23 protein-coding genes are annotated in these 20,616 nt (G+C 36.5%); 14 read left to right on the top strand and 9 right to left on the bottom strand.

Annotation, left to right across the window (positions count from 1 at the left end; genetic code table 11):
• Window positions 1-178: 178 nt before the first annotated feature.
• The 5 genes from BW951_RS15165 to BW951_RS23055 form a co-directional block, all read right to left on the bottom strand.
• Complete coding sequence (locus BW951_RS15165; RefSeq protein ID WP_076394389.1) at window positions 179-1,069, bottom strand: hypothetical protein; 891 nt, start codon at window positions 1,067-1,069, stop codon at window positions 179-181.
• A gap of 143 nt (window positions 1,070-1,212) precedes the next feature.
• Window positions 1,213-2,160: a hypothetical protein gene (locus BW951_RS15160; RefSeq protein ID WP_076394387.1), complete on the bottom strand. Its 948-nt coding sequence runs from the start codon at window positions 2,158-2,160 to the stop codon at window positions 1,213-1,215.
• Window positions 2,161-2,800: 640 nt separating this feature from the next.
• Complete coding sequence (locus BW951_RS15155; RefSeq protein ID WP_175608829.1) at window positions 2,801-4,645, bottom strand: NACHT domain-containing protein; 1,845 nt, start codon at window positions 4,643-4,645, stop codon at window positions 2,801-2,803.
• A 62-nt stretch (window positions 4,646-4,707) separates the two neighbouring features.
• The gene (locus tag BW951_RS15150; RefSeq protein WP_076394383.1) at window positions 4,708-5,766 is read right to left on the bottom strand and encodes a tRNA nucleotidyltransferase/poly(A) polymerase family protein; all 1,059 of its coding nucleotides are present in this window, start codon (window positions 5,764-5,766) and stop codon (window positions 4,708-4,710) included.
• A gap of 464 nt (window positions 5,767-6,230) precedes the next feature.
• Window positions 6,231-6,470 (bottom strand): cation diffusion facilitator family transporter, encoded by a 240-nt coding sequence (locus BW951_RS23055; RefSeq protein ID WP_228427550.1) that lies wholly within the window; start codon window positions 6,468-6,470, stop codon window positions 6,231-6,233.
• Window positions 6,471-6,583: 113 nt separating this feature from the next.
• Here BW951_RS23055 and BW951_RS15140 point away from each other — a divergent pair, with 113 nt between their 5' ends.
• Together BW951_RS15140 and BW951_RS15135 are read left to right on the top strand one after the other, a co-directional pair.
• The gene (locus tag BW951_RS15140; protein WP_139326171.1) at window positions 6,584-8,008 is read left to right on the top strand and encodes a hypothetical protein; all 1,425 of its coding nucleotides are present in this window, start codon (window positions 6,584-6,586) and stop codon (window positions 8,006-8,008) included.
• Between the two features lie 117 nt (window positions 8,009-8,125).
• Window positions 8,126-8,983: a hypothetical protein gene (locus BW951_RS15135; RefSeq protein WP_076394379.1), complete on the top strand. Its 858-nt coding sequence runs from the start codon at window positions 8,126-8,128 to the stop codon at window positions 8,981-8,983.
• Window positions 8,984-9,063: 80 nt separating this feature from the next.
• On the opposite strand, the gene BW951_RS15130 is transcribed toward BW951_RS15135, so the two are convergent.
• Window positions 9,064-9,882: a hypothetical protein gene (locus BW951_RS15130; RefSeq protein WP_076394377.1), complete on the bottom strand. Its 819-nt coding sequence runs from the start codon at window positions 9,880-9,882 to the stop codon at window positions 9,064-9,066.
• 45 nt (window positions 9,883-9,927) lie between these two features.
• Entirely contained in the window at window positions 9,928-11,364 is a 1,437-nt protein-coding gene (locus tag BW951_RS15125; protein WP_076394375.1) for a toll/interleukin-1 receptor domain-containing protein, read from the bottom strand.
• A gap of 856 nt (window positions 11,365-12,220) precedes the next feature.
• On the opposite strand from BW951_RS15125, the gene BW951_RS15120 reads away from it, so the two are divergent.
• The 12 genes from BW951_RS15120 (at window position 12,221) to BW951_RS15065 (ending at window position 19,081) form a co-directional block, all read left to right on the top strand.
• A complete protein-coding gene (locus BW951_RS15120; protein WP_076394373.1) occupies window positions 12,221-12,628 on the top strand; it encodes a single-stranded DNA-binding protein in 408 nt (135 codons plus the stop codon).
• A 58-nt stretch (window positions 12,629-12,686) separates the two neighbouring features.
• A complete protein-coding gene (locus BW951_RS15115) occupies window positions 12,687-13,760 on the top strand; it encodes a DUF932 domain-containing protein (RefSeq protein ID WP_076394419.1) in 1,074 nt (357 codons plus the stop codon).
• 84 nt (window positions 13,761-13,844) lie between these two features.
• A complete protein-coding gene (locus tag BW951_RS15110) occupies window positions 13,845-14,237 on the top strand; it encodes a hypothetical protein (RefSeq protein ID WP_139326170.1) in 393 nt (130 codons plus the stop codon).
• Entirely contained in the window at window positions 14,234-14,680 is a 447-nt protein-coding gene (locus BW951_RS15105) for a hypothetical protein (protein WP_076394369.1), read from the top strand. The genes BW951_RS15110 and BW951_RS15105 overlap by 4 nt, the downstream gene beginning before the upstream one ends.
• Window positions 14,681-14,685: 5 nt before the next feature.
• Entirely contained in the window at window positions 14,686-15,042 is a 357-nt protein-coding gene (locus BW951_RS15100; protein ID WP_076394417.1) for a penicillin-binding protein, read from the top strand.
• Window positions 15,026-15,235, top strand: coding sequence for a hypothetical protein (locus tag BW951_RS15095; RefSeq protein ID WP_076394367.1), 210 nt, complete (start codon window positions 15,026-15,028; stop codon window positions 15,233-15,235). The genes BW951_RS15100 and BW951_RS15095 overlap by 17 nt, the downstream gene beginning before the upstream one ends.
• A 2-nt stretch (window positions 15,236-15,237) precedes the next feature.
• On the top strand, window positions 15,238-15,606 hold the full coding sequence (locus tag BW951_RS15090; protein ID WP_076394365.1) for a hypothetical protein: 369 nt from the start codon (window positions 15,238-15,240) through the stop codon (window positions 15,604-15,606).
• A complete protein-coding gene (locus tag BW951_RS15085) occupies window positions 15,593-16,156 on the top strand; it encodes a PRTRC system protein E (RefSeq protein ID WP_076394363.1) in 564 nt (187 codons plus the stop codon). The genes BW951_RS15090 and BW951_RS15085 overlap by 14 nt, the downstream gene beginning before the upstream one ends.
• 9 nt (window positions 16,157-16,165) lie before the next feature.
• The gene (locus BW951_RS15080; RefSeq protein WP_076394354.1) at window positions 16,166-16,384 is read left to right on the top strand and encodes a PRTRC system protein C; all 219 of its coding nucleotides are present in this window, start codon (window positions 16,166-16,168) and stop codon (window positions 16,382-16,384) included.
• Window positions 16,385-16,400: 16 nt separating this feature from the next.
• The gene (locus BW951_RS15075; protein ID WP_076394352.1) at window positions 16,401-17,549 is read left to right on the top strand and encodes a hypothetical protein; all 1,149 of its coding nucleotides are present in this window, start codon (window positions 16,401-16,403) and stop codon (window positions 17,547-17,549) included.
• A gap of 12 nt (window positions 17,550-17,561) precedes the next feature.
• Window positions 17,562-18,272, top strand: coding sequence for a PRTRC system protein B (locus BW951_RS15070; protein ID WP_076394350.1), 711 nt, complete (start codon window positions 17,562-17,564; stop codon window positions 18,270-18,272).
• Complete coding sequence (locus BW951_RS15065; protein ID WP_076394348.1) at window positions 18,269-19,081, top strand: PRTRC system ThiF family protein; 813 nt, start codon at window positions 18,269-18,271, stop codon at window positions 19,079-19,081. The genes BW951_RS15070 and BW951_RS15065 overlap by 4 nt, the downstream gene beginning before the upstream one ends.
• Window positions 19,082-19,466: 385 nt before the next feature.
• On the opposite strand, the gene BW951_RS15060 is transcribed toward BW951_RS15065, so the two are convergent.
• The gene (locus BW951_RS15060) at window positions 19,467-20,030 is read right to left on the bottom strand and encodes a suppressor of fused domain protein (RefSeq protein ID WP_076394346.1); all 564 of its coding nucleotides are present in this window, start codon (window positions 20,028-20,030) and stop codon (window positions 19,467-19,469) included.
• Window positions 20,031-20,117: 87 nt separating this feature from the next.
• A complete protein-coding gene (locus BW951_RS15055; protein WP_076394344.1) occupies window positions 20,118-20,591 on the bottom strand; it encodes an ankyrin repeat domain-containing protein in 474 nt (157 codons plus the stop codon).
• Between the last annotated feature and the right edge of the window lie 25 nt (window positions 20,592-20,616).

Below are 20,616 nucleotides of genomic sequence, written 5' to 3'. Positions count from 1 at the left end.
AATAGTTTTCTTTAAATATATAAAAAATCAAGAAATTTACTTGCCATTGTTCCCCCAATTTACAATCCTAAATGTTCCTGATAAATCAGCATTAATCATATCCATTATTTTTTTAATTAACAATCGTTAAGACGTAATTACTTTATTTTAAGTTTATTAAAGCTTTGGTTGCAATTTTCTATAATCCTTTATTTTTAAGCTTTGTATAAGTATTTACTGAATTCAATAAAGTATAAAATACCCATTCCAACTGTTCAGCATGTACAAGATCCTTAGTTGTTTCTTTGTTATGTCTGATATCAAAATTATTGACAATCTGAAAGAAATCGGATACATCTCGCGCAACAAGAAAGGTTGTTAGCTCCTTTCTTAGGGGCTCTAAAACATAACTTAGTGTTTCACAAGCAGAACGCATCTTATCCATTGACTGTGGTTCATCAAAAAACAATTTCCTTGCATGATTAATTTTCTGATCAGTATCAATATCACCAGTCGTAATTTCCTGATTGATTAGACCAAACATTGGCATTTTGGGAAGTTCTTTTTTAGCTAACTCTTTACCGATATTGGTAACCTTTACTCCTTGATAGAGATATCTTCTTTGAGATAAATTGTTAATTTTTCTCACAGTGATACTGTGATCTTGAGCCAGCTGATCAATGATCCTATGAAATTCTATCGGATCGGCATACGCAATCGCGAAGTCCCTACTTGAATAAAATTCAAATTCTACGTTCTCTCTTCCTCCATTCAGATACAGATATTTTAAAAAATGACTACATTTTTCTTCAAACTCTATAGGTGGATTTAATAATTTATAACCCGCTCTAATAAAATCGCTGGTTATTAGAACAGGTTGCTCTCCTTTCAATGATCTTTCCTTACAGATCCCAGCAAAAAGATAATTTTCATAATCGCCATGTAAAAGTTCTTCGTATGCAGGCAAAGTAATTTTCACATGTCCAACAACACCAGTTTTATATTCCACAAAAGGTCCGGTTGCTTGGTACAATTCCCCTTCTTGCAAGTCATATCCTGTGAGTGCACAACGGTTATAAGTCATAGTCATTTATTTATTTTATTTTTTAATATTCAATGTCACTTTTCCCAATTAACCTCAAAATTACTGAGCGTTAATTACTGCAAAGTAAAACAGCTGCTGCGCAATCTTTTTGCGTAATCTAAAATAAATCTTTATTATTTAGTTGGACATCAATTCATATTCCCATAAAAGTTATTATCCACATTATAGGTATGGTTAATTTTGTCTTTATTACACCTTCCGATAAATGTTCCGGCGGGCGATTTATACAATAGAACATGACCGCTACATCCTGTTCTTATGCATTCCGCTGATCTTTCGTTGATGGTAAAGTTCCAGACCGAGTTCCTACAGATAGTGATATGTGAATCTTCATTCAATAATAACTCATTGCCAACACGAAGCTTATCAGTAAGTAGTAAATACAAGATTTTGTGCGCATATTTGTATTTTTTCAGACTATTTTTATTATAATACATGTACGTAAACATCAAGCCTATTAGCGCTGTAAAGGAGAGACTCCGTTCCCATTCAGACGAAAAATAATAGAAACAGGCACCCAATAGAGAACAACTGACTGCCAATAAGATATAGAAATGTAATGAATCTAATAACGACCTTGAGAGAGTAAAAGGTCCTACAAATTTGCTGATCTTAAAGTAGACCGTATTACCTCTAAGATAAGGTAAAGGCTGACCAAGGATATATTCAATGTGCTCGGTAGGCATGTCCGTCATTTCTACTGCAATTTCTGAATGTCTTACTATACCTATCTCCATTCCGGCATTATCTCTTTTTAATTCATCAAGGACTAAACTATCCTTCGGTCTAATACCACGGTTGGTGATAAAGGTAAACATACTCACCGGATGCTCGTAAGACATACAGTTGGCAAAGTCCTCCCGTATTTTCTTGTGAACATCCTCTCTGGACGACATGGCAAAATATTCACCGGTACTTAAACAGTAGCCGTCCCTACCACCATCTCCTTCCCTTCCGTTGGGTGTAATCGGTATAAAATCCTTACCATGTTTGATGATCAGATATCTTTCACATGCGTCCTGAAAATTAAATCCTTCCTGCCCCGCAAGAAGATTACGAATGAAATCTTTTTCCATAATAATTCGATTTATTTATAAATGTTAAACTTGGTCTGTATCAATATCAGGTAAGCATTAGATACTTTTAAAACCCTCGCATCTATTGAAAGAAAAATTATACAATGACTCCCTTTCAGAACTTACAAAAATTCTTTAATAATTTACACAATTTTTCATTACATAGATAAAAACAAATTACATTTTCACTGTTAAACCTTTTCCAGGATATCAGCTTTCCTACTTTTCCTTTTGCCTTAACAGGAAAGCGTGGCCGTGCTATTCTCTATATCTTTTGCTGAGTAAAAGGAGGAAGCTACTATCACTCTCACAAAAGTTATGAAACGCCAAAATTAATATCGCAAAAAAGAAGCTGTATCATAAATAAAATCGAAGTTGACTGTACGATTTACATTTGGCCATCTGCTTAAGATTACTCTTTGAAAAAGAAAAAAGGCAATTTTCGATGTGAAAATTGCCCTTTTTAATAAACTAAATCATTTGCTCAAAACTCAATTTGGCAAAGGTTTGCCAAAATCGACTTGTGATACAGCCTATTAGACATATTATTAAAAGGTGCCAATATTAAGCTAGAAAAGATATGGAATTTGAAAGACTCTTTGTTAAATTCAATATTTCATAGTAACATCATAGCTCGAAATCAGTCCACAATATTGGGAGATTCTTCTTTATATCGAATCAAAATCTCATTATCTTTCAGGTTTATGTCAATGTTCCCATTCTTTTCAGTAATATATGAAACAGATTTTAAAATATTTGATCGCGAATTCTTGAGGTATCCATAAAAATTGTACTCGTATTTAGTATATCTTATCTGATAAATAGTCTTCATCAAGTTTATGATATCTTCACTTCCTTTAGTTTCAAGTATCAGGCGGATTGTCTCCTCATGCGCACTGAAATTTATACTTTTCTCCTCAATATTTTTTGACGATTCAAAATTCACGAAGAAGTCTTCCAACAATTTAAAGCTTTTTTCAATGTCCTGAACCTTCAATAAGTGCGATTCTTTCATTATCGCCAAGCTTTTTTCAACTTTGTCGAGGTTACTAATTTCAGCACTTTCTAAAATAGCTTTCATGATATAGTTGGGGTCAGAATTTAAACCGCTGATCATCATCAGTATTCTACTCCAGTTTTTTTCTGTAAACAATTCTTTATTTAAATTCTGTACACCTTCAACTAAGTAGCTTGAACAGAGATAATCCTGAATGGCCCGGAACTGAAATTTCCATCGATTATTGCTTTTGTGAATAATTCCCGTTGCGAACTCAATGTAATCCAGATAAAGATCTAAATCATCTATTGCTGGAAAATCATTTATCTTCTCATAAATCTGCTCAGTGCTTAGTGCATCTCTCTCGATTTGTGAATACTGGAGTGCTAACTTTCCAAGAAAATTTGTGATTTCAATAGCACTTACTTTTTTATCTTTTAGCTTTCGCTCAATATTTCGGTTTGAGTCCCAGTTATCTACAAGAGCTGACACCAGTTCCTTTATAAGCTGTCCTGAATTTATCGGTATAATCGACTTATGTGTAAATAGAAAATGTGCAATTGTTAATAGCAATGGATTCTTTAATACATCATTCACCCCTGGCGCACTATTGAGGACAGAAATAAACTCTTTCCACTTACCTCCTCTAGATAATTTCCGATACGTCAGATCTTTGATCTGATTTTCATTAAAAGGCTGGACATACCATTTCTTGAATTCTTTCAGTTGTTCCATCTTTCTGTCCGGTCTGGAAGTGATAATCAGCGACGTGAGAGGGTTCTTGTGCCTAAACTCATTTATGGTGGTTTCAAAACTGCTGAACTTGTCAAAATCAATTTCGTCGGCACCGTCTAACAATAAACACAGGTTACCGCCGAACTTCACAGTTTTATGATCCAAAAACTTTATATTGTACAGTGTATTGTTTATGCATGTGTCAATATATGTATTAAAATCACTTTTATAATTATTGAAGTCACGGAGCTGAATATAAATCGGAAATTTATTTAGGTTTTTATCATGATCGAAATTTTCTGATATATAATCCAACGCTATCTTTCTTAACATGGTAGTCTTTCCGGAACCTGGTGCACCAAAAATCAGATTACTGTTTTCAAAGCAATGAAAGTGATAATACATTTCATTCTCAGAATCTTTCGAGTAAATTCGTGGAGTTACAAAATCTGAAAGAATATCAATTTCCTGTTCTTTAAAAATCCCTTCAGATTTTAATACCTGTAATGATAAAACCTTCCTTAGTTCCTCAATATAAGAATCATCTACTTCGATTTCCTGCGCATCGTTTGGCAATCCTTTTTCATTGACTAGACAGAAGAAGAATTTTTCCTGTTCATTTTTTGGAGCAAATACGACCGTCTTAAATCTCCCTCTGTGCAGATTTACAATCGCCTCTTCCCTGTAACACTTTTCCTCAATTACCTTTGCATAATTATCAACATGATAAAATGATAAATCATCTTCCTCCAAGGTAAATTGCTGAAAAAACTCATCATTCACTTTTGTGATCGGCAAAAAATACATTTCCTTCATCAGTTTAAATTTAAATAAGATTCATAAGGCTTGATGAACTGCTCATATTCATACTTAAAACCTAAGCCAATCATACTTTGCACAAAATTTTCATACACCAAGGTTCTCTGCGCCAGAGGACTTTTACTTAATATTTGTCTTCGAACGTATTCTATTCTGGACGCATTATCCATCGTTGAGAAAAGCGGGCAAAAATTTGCACGAAGCTCTACAAGTGCCTGGTCGGTTGGAGTATATCCTCTAGCTGCAAATTTCACAAACCTTACCAAGATTTGAGCCGAACTATAATGTGCAGCGTGAATATTGAGGTCCCTAACTATACTGAGTTTTTTAGCTCTGGCATCACCGATACCACTACCGGAAGGATCAATTAACAGTTTATTTATGGGTTCATAATATATCGCATTGCACGCAAAGTCCCGTATCTTAAAATCATCTGCCAATTCCGAACCGAATAGAGAGGTACCATACCCAGCATTACTCAATGAAAAATTTTTAACATCAATAAAAGGATCGCCGGAAGCTGGAGTACCACCTATACGAATGTAGCCATGTTGCCTTGCATAGGAGAATTTATCGTTGAACATTGATCTGATAAGTGGTAATGCCCACTTAAGCGGCATTGTGGTAACCAGGTCAATATCATTCGATTTTTCGCCCTGTATAAAATCACGTACTGTCCCCCCAACTAAATAAGTTTCATATCCCCTATAATAAAATTCTTGTATGAGTTCCATATAGTTCGGTCCCGGTGGTATACGCTCTTCAAGTTTTTTGGTAATCATATCAGCTAAATCTGTATGTGCTGCTTCAACAATTCCTGATTCAGGCAGTCTTTCCCAGTTAGGTCCTATTCTGTTATTTGGATATTTCGCCCTAATGATTTCAAATGAATTGGTTGAGTCGGGAAAATCAAATTGGTTTATTATAACAGGCTTTTCATATATATCATAACCCAGTAATTTCCCTTCTATAATTTTGTTTTTGGAAAAATATACCACCTCCTCTCCGGGTTTTGGAAAAATAGAGGGTGGCAAACAGTTTGGATTGGCACTCATATGTTGCAATTAAAATTTTCTTTTATGGCTATTTGTGTAATTATTGAAAATTCAATAATTAATCTGCTCTAATTTATAAATTATTATTGTATAAAATACAGATATAAACTAAAACTTTATAATCCACAATCTGATTTACGACGATATCTCACACTTTACAAAAAACGCTCTAAGTGGGGAGCTCGGAGCGTTTTGCTTTATTATTAACCTATTTTATGAAAAGTTTGCTCGAACGAGCAAATAATTATTGATATCTAATTTAGACACTTTTCACTAAAATATCAAATTTAGTAATTAACATTACTGCAACAGTAGGAGTCTTCTCCTCTATTTGCAACATTATTCCGACTGTATGATCACATAATTTACAAGTTTGAATTCATCTTTTATGTCTGTGCGGATACGGCATATCGCCTCAGTGATCTCTTCTGTATTCAGGTCATCTTCAAAATCTATTATCAACATCAGGACAACTTCTCTCTTCGACTGATAAGTCGATAATATGTTTTTGTATTCACCACTGTAACGTCCTTTTCTGCGAGTTTCGCAATTTTTTTTCTCGTTTCGGGCGCGATACCTTCGACCATCAACATGCTTCTGGTTTCTCTTGCCAATGTAAAGGAAACAAAAACAAGCAGCAATCCTACGATTACTGATGCTAATCCATCCAACTCGGGAATCTTTAGTGAATGGCTCAGCCACATTATTACAGTTACAATTATTAACCTGAAATCTTTAATATCACAGATTATTCCCTAACTTTCAAGAAGAATAATTTTAAATAACGATGATCAGGATCTATATAGATTGGAATGTAATGAGCCAGATGAAAAACGGGCACCACAGTGATTTTTTTTCAATTATTTCAGATAACGAGAAATTTTTAAAGCCTTATTCATCTTCGCATCTTGGCGACATTTCTGCGAGTAGCCAAGATCAATCAAATATGGAGAATATCGAGTCTGATCTGGATTTTATCTCCAACCTTACCCAAAATTATTGTTTATTCCATATAGAGGGCAGAACCGTATTTCGAAATAATTCTCCTCGGGATTTATACATACAGGATAGCAATCTAAGTCAACTACTAGATGTGCTTCGTATCGAACCACTTTCAGACAATATTGATGAGGAAAGTAGAAATCTACAGGAACTATTGAATGAGCAAATTACGTTATTTAAAAACACTCCTATCGATAAAGTTTTTCAAAAATCCTTCGAAAACCCTGAAACAGCTCACCTAATGCGCAGCTTTCTCCCTGAACTTGAGGACAATTATACACAGGTTGGACTTTTAACAGCAATCTTTGGAATGATAGAAAGAATGAACAAAAATACAGCTTATAAAGATTTACGTGAAAATCTTCAAAGTGGGGCAGATATAAAAAGAGACCAAATATTTCACAGCGCTTCCCCCTATGAACTCATTGATAAAGCTTATAAAAAAAAAGGAATCTTAGCTAAACCAAAAAATCCTACCCATGAGTTTGCCTCACCCTGGTTCACAGAAATAAGTAATGAATACATAGCACTGGACATGCACGGGTATCAGGAAGACAAAATTTCTATAAACAGAGGCAGGAAACAAACTTTCAGAAATACTATGGAAGATGCTTTTCATACAGCTTATGCCTCTTCGTGTGATTTTTATATTACTCAGGATCAAAGAAACTGTAAAAAGGCAAATGCCGTCTATAAAAAACTTGATATTAACACTATCGCGATGTCGGCCGATGACTTTCTGATCCTTTACAAAAAATGTCTTCAGTTCAAAACAGTAGATTTCCTTAATCAATTGTTGCATTTACTAAAAAATTTAGCGCCATCCAACACTTCCGACCTTAAGAGTAGCCGTTATGACAGCACTTTCTTTTTCTTTGACTACTTTAATGTAATACGCATAATTACCGATAAAAGTACTAAAAGTCCATTCCTCCTCCTGACTAGACATCTACCCAATAACTCCCTACCTATTTTCGGCAAGGAAGCACATGTTCTTGTCAGTAAATTACAGCTGCTTTTGGGTAGCGACGTCGATAATTTGGGAAAATTCTCTAATCCAGAATTGGGGCAGATTGGAAAAGACTGTTGGCCCGGCAGACATTGGCAGTATGCTGATGTTAACATAAAACTACGCGCTATGGAAGGACATCTGCAATTGTATTTGTACCCACCGAATAATAAAAATTGGATTCGAAAGCTATTGCACGCGGTGAAACCCTTTTTTAACTTTAGGAAATAAACGTCTGGGCAAATAGCACCAGCTATCAATAAATTATAAAAAAAATTGTATTACAAATTCCTTTGATTAGCTAAAACTAATCAAAAACCAACATCAACTGAAAAATACCAAAGTAGAATGAAAACATCAATTGTCGGAAAGTACAATTTACTAGAAGGGAATAAATTATATCAAGCAAGAGCGAGAGTAGCTCTACCCTACCTAGTTAAACAAGCTGAGGCACGTCAGACAATTTATTATTCCGACCTTGCTAAAATTCTTGAAATGCCAAATCCACGAAATCTTAATTATGTATTGGGTGTGATTGGAAATGCAATGAAAGAACTGAGCTTAAGTATTGACATCAAAATTCCACCCATCCAATGTATCGCGATCGGCAAAAGAACTAACCTTCCAGGCGATGGAATTTCTTGGTTTATCGATATTGCTGATTACAGCACCCGTAGCCCAAGCCAGCAGAAAGAGTTTTTGGATGCTATGCTCGCAGAAATATATTTATTTCCATACTGGGGGGAAGTTTTGAATGTTCTGGGTTTGGATCCGGTACAAATAGACCTTCAAGAAGATTTAGATAAAGCAGGGAAAATACGATCAGGAGGTGAAAGCGAAAGCCATAGAAAATTTAAGGAGTTTGTTTCAAAAAACCCTTTAGTACTAGGTCTTAAGGATTCCCTACCAGATGGAATACTCGAACACGTACTACCTTCCGCTGATGTTATTGACATTCTATTTATTGATCAATCCCTTAAAATCGGCGTTGAAGTGAAATCTCATATTTCTCCTCCTGAAGATATTTTGCGGGGAATCTTCCAGTGTGTAAAATACAAACATTTAATTGAAGCAAAGCAAATTATTGACAACGAACTTCCCAACAGTCGCGTTATTTTGGCGCTGGAAGGAAGACTTCCCGAGAAATATGTAATAACCAAAAACCTTTTAGGCATAGAGGTGATTGAGAACATATTGATGTCATAGGAAAAGTTTATAGAAGAATAAAACAACTTCGATTAATTTATATTATTTCCATTTCATTCTTACAATCCATTAACAAAGAATTATATGAAAATCTTACTTAAAATGCTGCGGTTGTGCCTCAGTAGGAATGTATCCAAAAGATAGAGTTCCTGATCTGAAACAATACTATTTCTTTTATAACTTTCAATTTTCATTGATTTTATGCTATTGGAGATACCCCGATATGGAAACCTTCTAAGCTCAGTCATCCGGTCCAATACATATCCGGCATATTTCTTTTTTATAAAAACCGTATCCTTTTTATTATCAATTCCCTTAATATCTATCCCAACAAAATCAACGCGTGGGTTATTTTCATACCACTGCCCCAAAAACCCTTCCTCAATAAATTTAGGAATGTATCTTTCAAATCTTTTTTCCCGTTGAAATCTCGCACGGTCAAAAATGTATTCCTCAACGTTCACTTCCACCTCATCTAGTTCAAGGTATTTGGCAAGACATAAGCGATGCTGCCCACCCGTAGTGAAAAAGTGATCGCCATACTGCTCAACTGTCTTTTCCTCCTCATTAAAGTGGATATGGTTAATAATCTGGTCTAAATCGATCAAATCGTCAATGACCCAATCTAATCGTTTCAGGTCGCGTAATAAATCGTCCCAGTGATATGTCCAATCCTTTGGCTTAAAAGCTGGACAATTGTACGAGTACGCATATTCAATACCACATATCTTTGCTGGATTGATCTTCTTTTTTACAGTCCTCTTACGATAAAAAAACTCCTTATGGAGAATTTCATCCGGGCGATAAACAATATCGCTATGCCAATGCTGATTAGGATAATTTGGATTATGTAATTTTATCCAGTCTATCCGTTGTTGATGCGAGTACCTGCTGGCCATTTCTTTATATTTTTTTGCATTTTCCCAATCGATACCATTTCAGTCTTACCTCTCACTTGCAATTGTATCCGGGTCTACAAGCTCATGAATGGAAGGCACTTTCGAGTACCCGTTCCCTCCATAACGAACATGGTCATTATTTTCATTTTTATAAGTGGTCAGTATATTTTTAAGCTCAATAGCTCCTTTTATGTCGAAAATTTCCTTTACATTATCAAAATGCTTTTTAGATGTCATTTTTGCGAAAAAATTGATAGGCTGTGATTCACCATAAATATAAGTATAAGGAAACCACGTTTCGTAATCAACTATTTTCAGGTAGCTAACGAAATAACATACCATATCAGCTAATATAATGTCGGTCTTTTTAAAATCTTCGCACAAATTCATAATAATATACTCTCCAAAACCTGTAATCTTCTTGTGTGTCCTAGAAAAATATTGTTCCAGATATTCATGGTAACCTCCAATAAAAGTAAATTTAGAACCTTCTGTCTTCCTGGCATATTTTTCTTTTTTGTAATATTTAGTATGCAGCAGATCTGCAACGAGTTTGTAGTTTTTATTTTTTAAAGTTGCAGCTATTGCATACAGGAAAAGTTCATGAAAAATTATTTTAAAAATGTCAAATCTAGCAGGGCTCCAGCTGCCTTCATGTTCCCTCGGACTATCATAAAGCGGAGCAGTTTCAAAAAATTCGATTAATAATTCATCGCTATTATCCAGTTCATTACTTGCCAAAATTTCAATAAATTGTACAAAATCTTCTTTCAATGGTTTATATGATTTCAACGTATCATATAATTTCTCGCCATAACCGATTATATCTGTTGGCGTATTGACAAGCTCAAAATCCCAAAGTTTATCCTGAAAGATCTCAATAAAATTTTTCAATTCCCTATATGGAACCTTTCCATTCTTATTAATCTGGTTAATTATCGTCTTTAACTTATTGTGGGTTACAGCAAGATTTACAGCAGAATCGGTGATATATGATGGCACCCTTGTTCCTAATTTAGGTTTAGGAAGTGATGGGGCTTCAAGAATATTTCTTAATAATTCCTCATAACTATTTTCAAAATCCTCTTCCCTGGAAAAATCGATATATTTTCTGCTTTGTAAATACACAGGAAGAAACGCATGTCCATCCTCATCCCTCTCCCGTACAAGTGGAATAAATTTGACCTGGTCTTCCTTCGAATAGATATTGGGCGTAATAATCTGCGTTTCGGTTCCAACACCCCCTGCTCGATCATTAGATTTTTCTGTATACGTTTTATCAGAAACTATAAGTACTCTAAAAATATCTTTTGCCTTAACCATAGTTTCCATGAAACTATGAATGTCATGACCATCTTGAAGTGACCATCTATCCAGCACAACGTCAACGCTGTCGTTCATTAGTCTTGTTGCAAGATCAACTATCCATTGTTGATGCTCACTATTACCCCATGCATAGGAAATAAATACTTTTTTACTCATGTAAATTGTGCTATTCTAGGTTTAAAATTAGCTTAAATAAAGCTATAAATTCTCCAGCTTTCTATTACACAAAAGTAAGTAAATCTTTGTGTTTAAAAGCAACTAGCAACAGATCCGCGCGAATAATATGAAAAACAAATCAAGGAAAAGTTAAAGACCGCGAAATTTTACAGCAGTGCATTTCCTAGTCTGTATGAAAAAATCTATTCAGTCCACTTAACGGTATTCCCGAAATGCCTTATGCAAGGCTTTATTATGGCGTGTGCTTCATGGCACCGCGCTTTCCGTTACAAGTCCTCGTTCCTGCGGGTTTTCCACTTCAATCACTCACGCAAAAGATATCGTTTCAAAATCTATAATACAAAACATCAATTTCATTGTCAGCCCACAAAAGCAAAAGCACATTTACGCCAAGCTCGTTCCTTCGTTGTAAAAGAGCTTTCTGCATCCCAGATATAGAAAATTGAAAGCCGCTCTCCTAAGCTAGTACGGTTTAAACGCAGCTTCCAATTACCTATGAATAATACTGCTTTACCACGACTAAAATTTCAGGAAAAATAAGATTTGTTTAATCAGTTTTTATCAAAAGAACAGTCGAAAAAGGGAAGTAAAAATACGTCGGCCAGCCACCGACACCACCCTGCAAGAGAAATAACGAATGAACGGTCTACGCCCCAGAGGGTCCCCCCCATTAAATCATCATTTCTCTTGACTCTGCACCATTTGACCGGCGTATACATTGACTTTCTTTTTTTTCCTGTTTTTTCTTTTGAAAAAAATGATTCGGGGCCGAGCCTCAGCAGGACAGGAAAAGGGGGAAGCGTAACAGGATTGTATAACTTAAAAACAGACGATTATGAACATCATCGGAAGGCTGACAAAAAATGCAGAAGTCAGCAAAACACCAAACGGAAAAGAAGTTGTCAACTTCTCCATCGCAGTGAACGACAGCTACAAGAACAAAGCGGGACAGCGAATCGAGCAGACCGAATTTGTGGACTGCTCCTATTGGCTTACTCCTAAAGCCGTGACATTCCTTGTCAAAGGGCTATTGGTTGAACTATCGGGCAGAATCAGCGCAAGGGCGTGGCTGTCAAGTGACGGAACAGCAAAAGCAGGGCTCAATTTCCATACCTCTGCTATCAAGCCTTTAGGAAAACCCGCCAAGCAGGAAAACGGACAAAGTACAGAAGCCAGTGCAGGAAAACAGAATGCAAACACCACAGTACAGGAAGGCTCGGATGATGACGATTTACCTTTCTAATCGTCCGATTCAATTTAACAGATTCATCAATAAACAGAACACCTTAAAATCAGAAATCATGGCACATAATCTAAATTACAACAACAGAACAGGCAGATATTCATTTTTCTCGGTAAAGGAAAAGGCTTGGCACGGACTAGGACAGATTGTTCAGGACTACCCGACAAGTGCCGAAGCAATCCGGCACGCAGGTCTGGACTACGAAGTAGAGAAAAGCCCATTATTTACAAAAGGTTCGGGCATCGTTCAGATTGCAGACGGTATCGTTATTCAGGACACGGAAATTGAGGTTCCCAATTATTTCGCAAACATCCGAACGGACAATAATACCGTACTTGGTGTAGTGGGCAAAGACTACCATATCGTACAGAATAAAGATGCCTTTACCTTTTTTGATTCCATCGTGGGCGGTGAAAGTGGCATCCTCTACGAAACCGCAGGTGCATTGGGACAGGGAGAACGCATTTTTATCACTGCAAAACTCCCCAACTACATCCGTATCGGCAATTCCGATGATGTGATTGAGAAATATATCTTCCTGACGACCTCCCATGATGGTAGCGGAAGCATCACGGCAGCCTTCACCCCTATCCGAATCGTCTGTCAGAACACCCTTAATGCTTCACTCCGCAATATGAGCAACGTGGTTCGCATCAAGCACACCGCAGGAGCAAAACAGCGCCTGAACGATGCCCACAAAGTAATGGGATTGGCGAACAGCCTGACCATGCAGATGGACGGCATTTTCAACAGTTGGGCAAAGGTGAAAGTAAAGGACAGCGAAATCCGCAAGTTGATTCAGCTCGCTCTATGCCCAAACAAGGAAACATTTGACCTGCTGAAAAAAGGGGCGGATGATGAATTGTCAACGATGTTCAAAAACACGGTGGATGATGCATTCGCATACGCCATGATTAACGATACCCAATTGATGGAAACTACAAAAGGGACATTGTTCGGGGCTTACAATGCTGTGACGGGTTACTTTCAGAATGTCCGAAACTACAAAAACCCCGAAGCAAAACTACAGAGCATCGTTTTGGGCGGTACTGCACAGCTTAAAACCCAAAAGGCATTTGAACTATGCACCTCGTTTGAGAAAATCGGTGCAGATGTGCTTGAACTGAATTAACAAAACTTTTAAAGGTGGCAGTCCTGTAAAAGTCTGCCACCTAAAATTAATCCTAAAAGATTCAAAATGAAAACACTAAATCAAATGGATAACCTAGATAGAGGCTATCTACTTGCCAACCTTTTTCCCGATGAACTTAAAAATATGATAGACTTCATCAAGAAAGAAGCAGATTTCTGCCAAGATAACAAGGAGCAGATTTTAAAGGATTGGACAGCAGAGCATATTACTGCCGAACTATGGTACAATTTAATAGCCTTTTTTGAGCGTAGATACAAAAAGAATGGTACAAGACTGTACAGAAATAAAAAAACATTCAGGGACCAACTTTTCGACGGTTACGATGCGCTGTTCAGCATCAATGCCCTCATCAAATTTACAGCAGAGCCACAGTGTTCTAAAAAGCTAAAATATGCGATTTACATGCTGTTTGGAGACAATTTACTTGTAATGATCGACCTAAAATCTGAGCCATGAAACCAACATCAAAAATAACGGAGTTTATGTTTCTAAAGGTCTACAGTGAGATAGGACGCAACAATTTCGAAATTGCTATCGTCAACCTCACCAAAGACTGGATTGACAGAACAAAAGAAACAATGGAACTTGTGGAAATGCTTGGAATTAACCCTGTTATGGGGTATATCGCAAAAAAAGAACATACTGTTCGGTTTCTCGTTCATCAGTCTACGCATATGCCTTTTTATGAACAGTGGTTCGGTGAAAACGAACTCACATTTGTGGAAGCAGATACGCAGGAAATAGAATGGTTATGCAATGAAAAAGGATTTGTAAAAAGCGATGTATTACTCATCCATTCTAACGGAATGGCACGTTATCAAGCATTCGAAGACATCCGTCTCAGGACATCTGAGTTCGACCTGAAATTGATTCAGGAAATATTAACCCATCAAAATTAATGATTATGACACGTTCAAATCTTCATATCACATTAAGCAACGGCGAAGAAATTATATGTGTTGCCGACAGCACAAGTGCCCCCGAACAGGGTTATATCGTAGAGGAAATTCTTACACCCTTACTCGCATTAAGCAACAGTAAAAGAGAACTTTCTTTAATCAAAAAGCACTGCACAATGGACGAGAGACGGGCAAATGCGTCTTACCGCTATTACATCAACCTCAAAACCAAAACAGTTACCCTGTTCGAGGAAATTTATAACTACCGTACAGACCGATTTAAAAAAGGCAAGGATTTAACAGAACGCTATACAAGCTACTTAGAAACCTTAAATAATGGAAACCATGAAAAAGGAAAATGAAACAGCGTTTCAGGCGCTCACCATTATCGCTGATATGGTAATGAAATTCGGACAGCTCTATGTCCTCAATATATCATCCGAAGATTGGGAGCATCTACAGTCCGTCAGGAACGGGCTTGAAAAGGTCATTCACGATAATGGCTACCGAATGAACTATGATAAAAATATGAAGCAGAACATTATTAAAAGATAACAATGGATACTTTGGCAAAATACAAGTTCGCAGATTGGTTATACAACAGGTTTGTCGAAAACTATAAAAATCAAAATGTCGTGGAAGCGTTCATTTTCTTGGACATCCTTTCACGCTATCAGCTATTTGCACAGGAAATACGCAAACTTTCTGACCAACGAAGACATATCAAAGAACTGCACAGAACCGTCACTAAAGCACTGAAAGAAGGAACAGCGCACAGACTTCACCTTGCAGGCGAAGAAGGAACAGCAGAATTTAATAAGGTAATGGCAGAATATGAAGCACAATTAAGGGAAATCGGCCTTTCCGAATCATACATCACCGACCGTGTAAGCGACAAAAAAATGAATTATTATGGAAGCAACTAATTTTTTCAGACAGATTGCGAAAATGGAAATGAACAGCAAATTGATGCTAACTATTACCAAAGCAACAGAAAATATAATTATCGTTTCGATATTGATCGAAAATGACAGTTGTGGGGACAAGGCTAAAAACCTGATTCCTCCCTTTAACCTAAAAGGTACGCCCGAAGAACTTGACGAGGGATTTTTTGCCCACATCAAAAAACCTGTTCAGACAGCTTCTGGTCTGCTGTCCAATATGGAACATTTTATGAAGCAGGTAGAACTTGCTCAGGCAAATTCTGCGATGGAAAAGCAAAACTCCACTAAGGAACAAAAGGAAAAAGACAACAGAAACAAGAAATATAACGAAGCTATGCTAAAAGCGGATGCCTTTGAAAAGGAAGGAAAATACAAAGATGCTTGGACTGCACTCCCAAAAGTCGGGGATTATCCTGAACATTCCGAAGTTATCAAAAAGAAACAGGAAATCTATGAAAGACAGTTTGCCCCTAGCCTATTTTCAGATACTGGAAAAGAAACAGTCGAAATAACTCACGAGAATAACCCTTAAATCAATAGTATGTTAGTAGCAACAGCACTTCCAAGAGTATTCGTACTCAAAGAGAAAGAACAGGAAATCAGGCTTGACGACCCTGAGCCAAAATGGAGCGTACAGGCAGTCCTGAATTTTTATTCAAATAACTATCCTGCACTCACCACAGCGAAAATTTCACGTCCAACGATTGCGGATGATACGATTCTCTATCGTTTTGAGACCGTCATCGGAACGAAAGGTTAACTAAAAAGTCAAACACATGAATTATGCAAACACAATATCCCGAAACGGTAAAGCTACCAAGAAAAGAAAACCAAGCGCAACTGCACAGACAGTTGGAGCAGTTCGAACGATGGATCAGAAAACCAAAGGATGCAGGGGAAATCCAAAAGGACAAACAGAAGTCTGTACCACCTGCGATGTTGCCAATGCCTTTTTAGGAATGCGCTTTCCTCCAAGATTGCAGGAAACCGAAACTATACAGGACTGTGATAGATTAAAAATGGACAAGGATTTTAAAAAATCCCTGTCTCTAATCGCTAAAAAATTTAATCTTTCTTTACAGGACTGTGGAAATATCCCTTTTCCATATAACATCGCTGAATCAATGGCAGACCTTAAAAGACAGCTTAAAAAAGTGGAGACGGATTGGCAAGAAGTCCGATTGATACATCATAATAATAGCACTTACTTTGCAAAGGAAGACAGATACGATACAGGAATGACATTATACTATATCCCTGTAATTCCACTTTATAACATACTGCACAATTCGGAAACAGAACAGGCTAGTCAGCTTTTACTTTCTGTATATGCCTACATTTATCAGATTCTTGGTGTACCCTACTATAGAACTGATGATTGCTATTTGTACTCTATGTATGAAATGCTTGAAAATTGGATGTATGATGACGGTGCGGAGGAAGAGTTTATAGCCGACTTTAATAATGCTAAACGCATCGGTGATTTTATCAAAAAAATAATCAGTGACCCGATAAACCTGCACAATTACACAAACCGCTTAAAAATATTTGTCGCAAAAACAGATTTTGATAAAAAATGCCTGACTGTTGCGAAGTCATTTTATAAGATTTTGAGCGCATATCCTAAAGTTCAAATCGATAGAAAATTCTATCCCTTGCGTTTCAGGGAAAGAATAGATATTGATGAGCGTGCGGTTTCATTGGATAACTATGTTTCTTTTTGCGCTTCGATTAACGGTAGTTTATTTGAATCGCTCTGCCAGTCCGTTAACGACGATTTACAGGAATACGGCGAAATAGACGAGCCTACACGCTTTATCCCCTACGATAACAGAAGAATAAAAGAAAACAATTTTGGTTTTGAAAGCAAGGTTTTTAATGCCATTGATAGCCTTATTCAAGTATGGCAGGAACATCAACTCTAAAATTTAGAAATCATGGAAGATATTACAAACAGTTTTGGAACTTATTTTTACCCCTCAAGCGCATTGGTCTTTTATCAGAGCAACGGTGGCTTAAATGATACTTATGTCGAACACTTTGATATGGACAGTGATGGAGCGCCCGTTAATCCCCACCCCCTCACAATAGGTGAAGCAAAAAGGTTGGCGACAGCGCTAAATATTGATGAAGACAGTCTCAATCAGTTAAAATCAGATGGCATTTTACCCAATAACCTACTGTCATTCGACGCAAAATCAGCAACCATAATCTGGTATAGCAAAGCCCAAAAAAGAGAGCTTTTATTTTCTGAGGGACTTGGAATAAAGTCAGGAACGGCACAAACCCCCTCTTTGGTCTGGATGGCAGACCGAGAATCACTCCATGTCTATGCATTAGCCATCAATAGAAAACCAACAGCAAACACCGCCCTGCATTATGCTCCTTTTTTCAATGTATATGAAAGTGGTGAAGTCTGTATGGGAACGGTGGACATAAAAGCAACCGAAACAGGTTCTATAAAAGAGTTGATGACCTTGTGGGAAAACTATTTTTTTAATAGCTATTTCTCCCACATGATGGCTGACCATAATCCTGTTGACGGAAACTGTGTACTGCTATGGGAAAGCCTAATCGGAACTGATACCATGTTCCCAACTGATAGACTTATCAAAAGCAATCAAAAACTTAAAAATATATTACGATGAGAATGCCAAAAACCAATGTCCATTTTTTGGACAATTACCTGCTAAGTCCAACAAACCCCATCCGTGTCAACGTAATCGGTGCAGGTGGAACAGGTTCAAAATTTATGACTGCGCTGATGGAAATCAACCACAGTTTATTGGAACTTAACCACCCAGGATTGGAGGTATATCTTTGGGATGACGATATGATAACCTCCGCAAACGTAGGTCGCCAAAGATTTGCAGAATCAGAAAAGGGACTTTTCAAATCTCAGGCAATTATCAATAGGCTGAACCGTTGGTCGGGTACAAACTGGAAAGCCATAACAGAAAAATTCCAAAGGGATGAAAAAGGAGAAATACCGCTCCATGCAGGTTCATCAATTTATGTTTCCTGTGTCGATACCGTTGCTTCAAGATTTACGATTGCAGAAATATTACAGGAACTAAACAGCAAATACGCAAACCACAGGGATAAAGGAAGGTATTGGTTAGACCTTGGGAACACCAAATACACAGGTCAGGCAATACTGTCAACCATCGGAAAAATAGAGCAGCCCACATCAAAGAAGTTTAAAACCTTTGATTCGCTTCCCTCCATTATTGCGGAATACGGTGATGCAATGCTCAGTTCTGAAAAAGAGGATAACACACCAAGTTGCTCTCTGGCTGAAGCTCTTTTAAAACAAGACCTTTTTATCAATAGTACCATTGCGCAAATGGGAGCTTCCCTCCTTTGGAATATGTTTAAAACGGGAATGACAGAAAATAGAGGTTTCTTTTTAAATCTAAAGAATTTCAGAACACAACCTATTTGCGTTGGCAGTTGAAAAACTGCCGGCGCCAAAATTCGGCTCCTCCTATGGTCGGAACCGAATTTTGGCAGAAAAGCGGTGCAAGCAGTTTTAAAAATAGCACCCACTGAGCCATTCCATTTTAAAAACCGCTTGCGGCTCGTTCATTATTTTGGTTTGTTTTCTTCTAACAACTAAATTCTGTTTATCAATTTATATTTTTTTGCTAATTCTGTTAACATACACCACCCAAAATTTACCATGATTTTAAAAGAAAATCTATTTATAAAAAGGATTATTTAAAAAGTTTATAAACAAAAAAAGCACCGACGGGTGCTTTTTAAAGTTCATTTAATGCTATAATTTATATTTATCCAGCCTTCCCAAAAAAAAACTCTTATGTTTATTTTAGACATTAATTTTATAATAAAATCGATTTTCTGTTAATGTCAGAAATATCAATTTCATTTTCTTCTAACAATGTTTCTAAAGCATCAGAACCTTTTTGCTTAAATAATTCAAACTCAGGTTCTGATATCGGTATAGCAAGAAGAAAATGGACTTCTTCATTTTGTACCATAAAATCTTCAAGTTTATCCTCCCACAAATACGGTGTAGTAAAATAAATATGTTTCATTTCAGAAGCTGGGTAATACTTTTCAACGAGTTTTTCAAAAACCACCCCTTCAGAAACCTTCCATTGATCTTTAATGCAAAAAAAAGCACTTGTGCTCAAAATATTCCCCACTTTATCTTGCGCCGAATATCCTGAAATCATTAATTCGTACTTTTTATCCCCTACAGAATAGTCAGACAATCCAATTGTAGCATAAAAAATAACATTTTTATCTAAAGGATCGGGACACTCCATAATGAAAATGGCATGTTCACCTGTATCATCTCCATATTTAATGACTTTTGGTTCTGTACCTATTATTGGGGAAAGCTTTTTATATAATTCCTTTTGTCTTTCTGTTGGTTTCATTTAATTACTGAAGATTTCTGCTATACACCTGTTTGAATAAATGATTTAACATTTCAATAATTGCAAAATACATAAATACTCGAAAAATTATTTTGTTTTTAGATCATTCATTATTTTTTCAGGTATAATATCTTTAGCACTCCTACCCGCATTGTTTACAATACTAAAATCAGCATTATGGTCATACATTTTTTTTAAATTGTTAAAGTTTTTACCTCCTTTCCAATGCATTACACAAACCCATGATGGTGTATTCCCATTAATATCTTTTGCATCCACATCAGCGGAATGGTTCAGCAGCAATGCCACACTATCATCATGTGCCTCCTGAATAGCAAAATGTAATGCCGTATATCCATTATTATCCTTTGCTTTGATTTCTGCGCCCTTTTCAATTAACCATTGTAGTAATTCAATATTGTTGTAAAATGCCGCATTTAAAAGACTTGTTCTCCCAAATTCATCCTTAATTTCAAGTCCATTATTTTCTAAAAAGGACTTGACATCATTATTTTTGTTTTGTTCAATAAAGATATATATATTGTTAATATTGATGTTCATAATTTTGCTTTATTCAAAATAAACA

It is taken from the genome of Chryseobacterium gambrini (assembly GCF_900156825.1).
GTDB classification, from domain to species: domain Bacteria; phylum Bacteroidota; class Bacteroidia; order Flavobacteriales; family Weeksellaceae; genus Chryseobacterium; species Chryseobacterium gambrini.
This window is presented reverse-complemented; position numbering and strand designations above follow the sequence as displayed.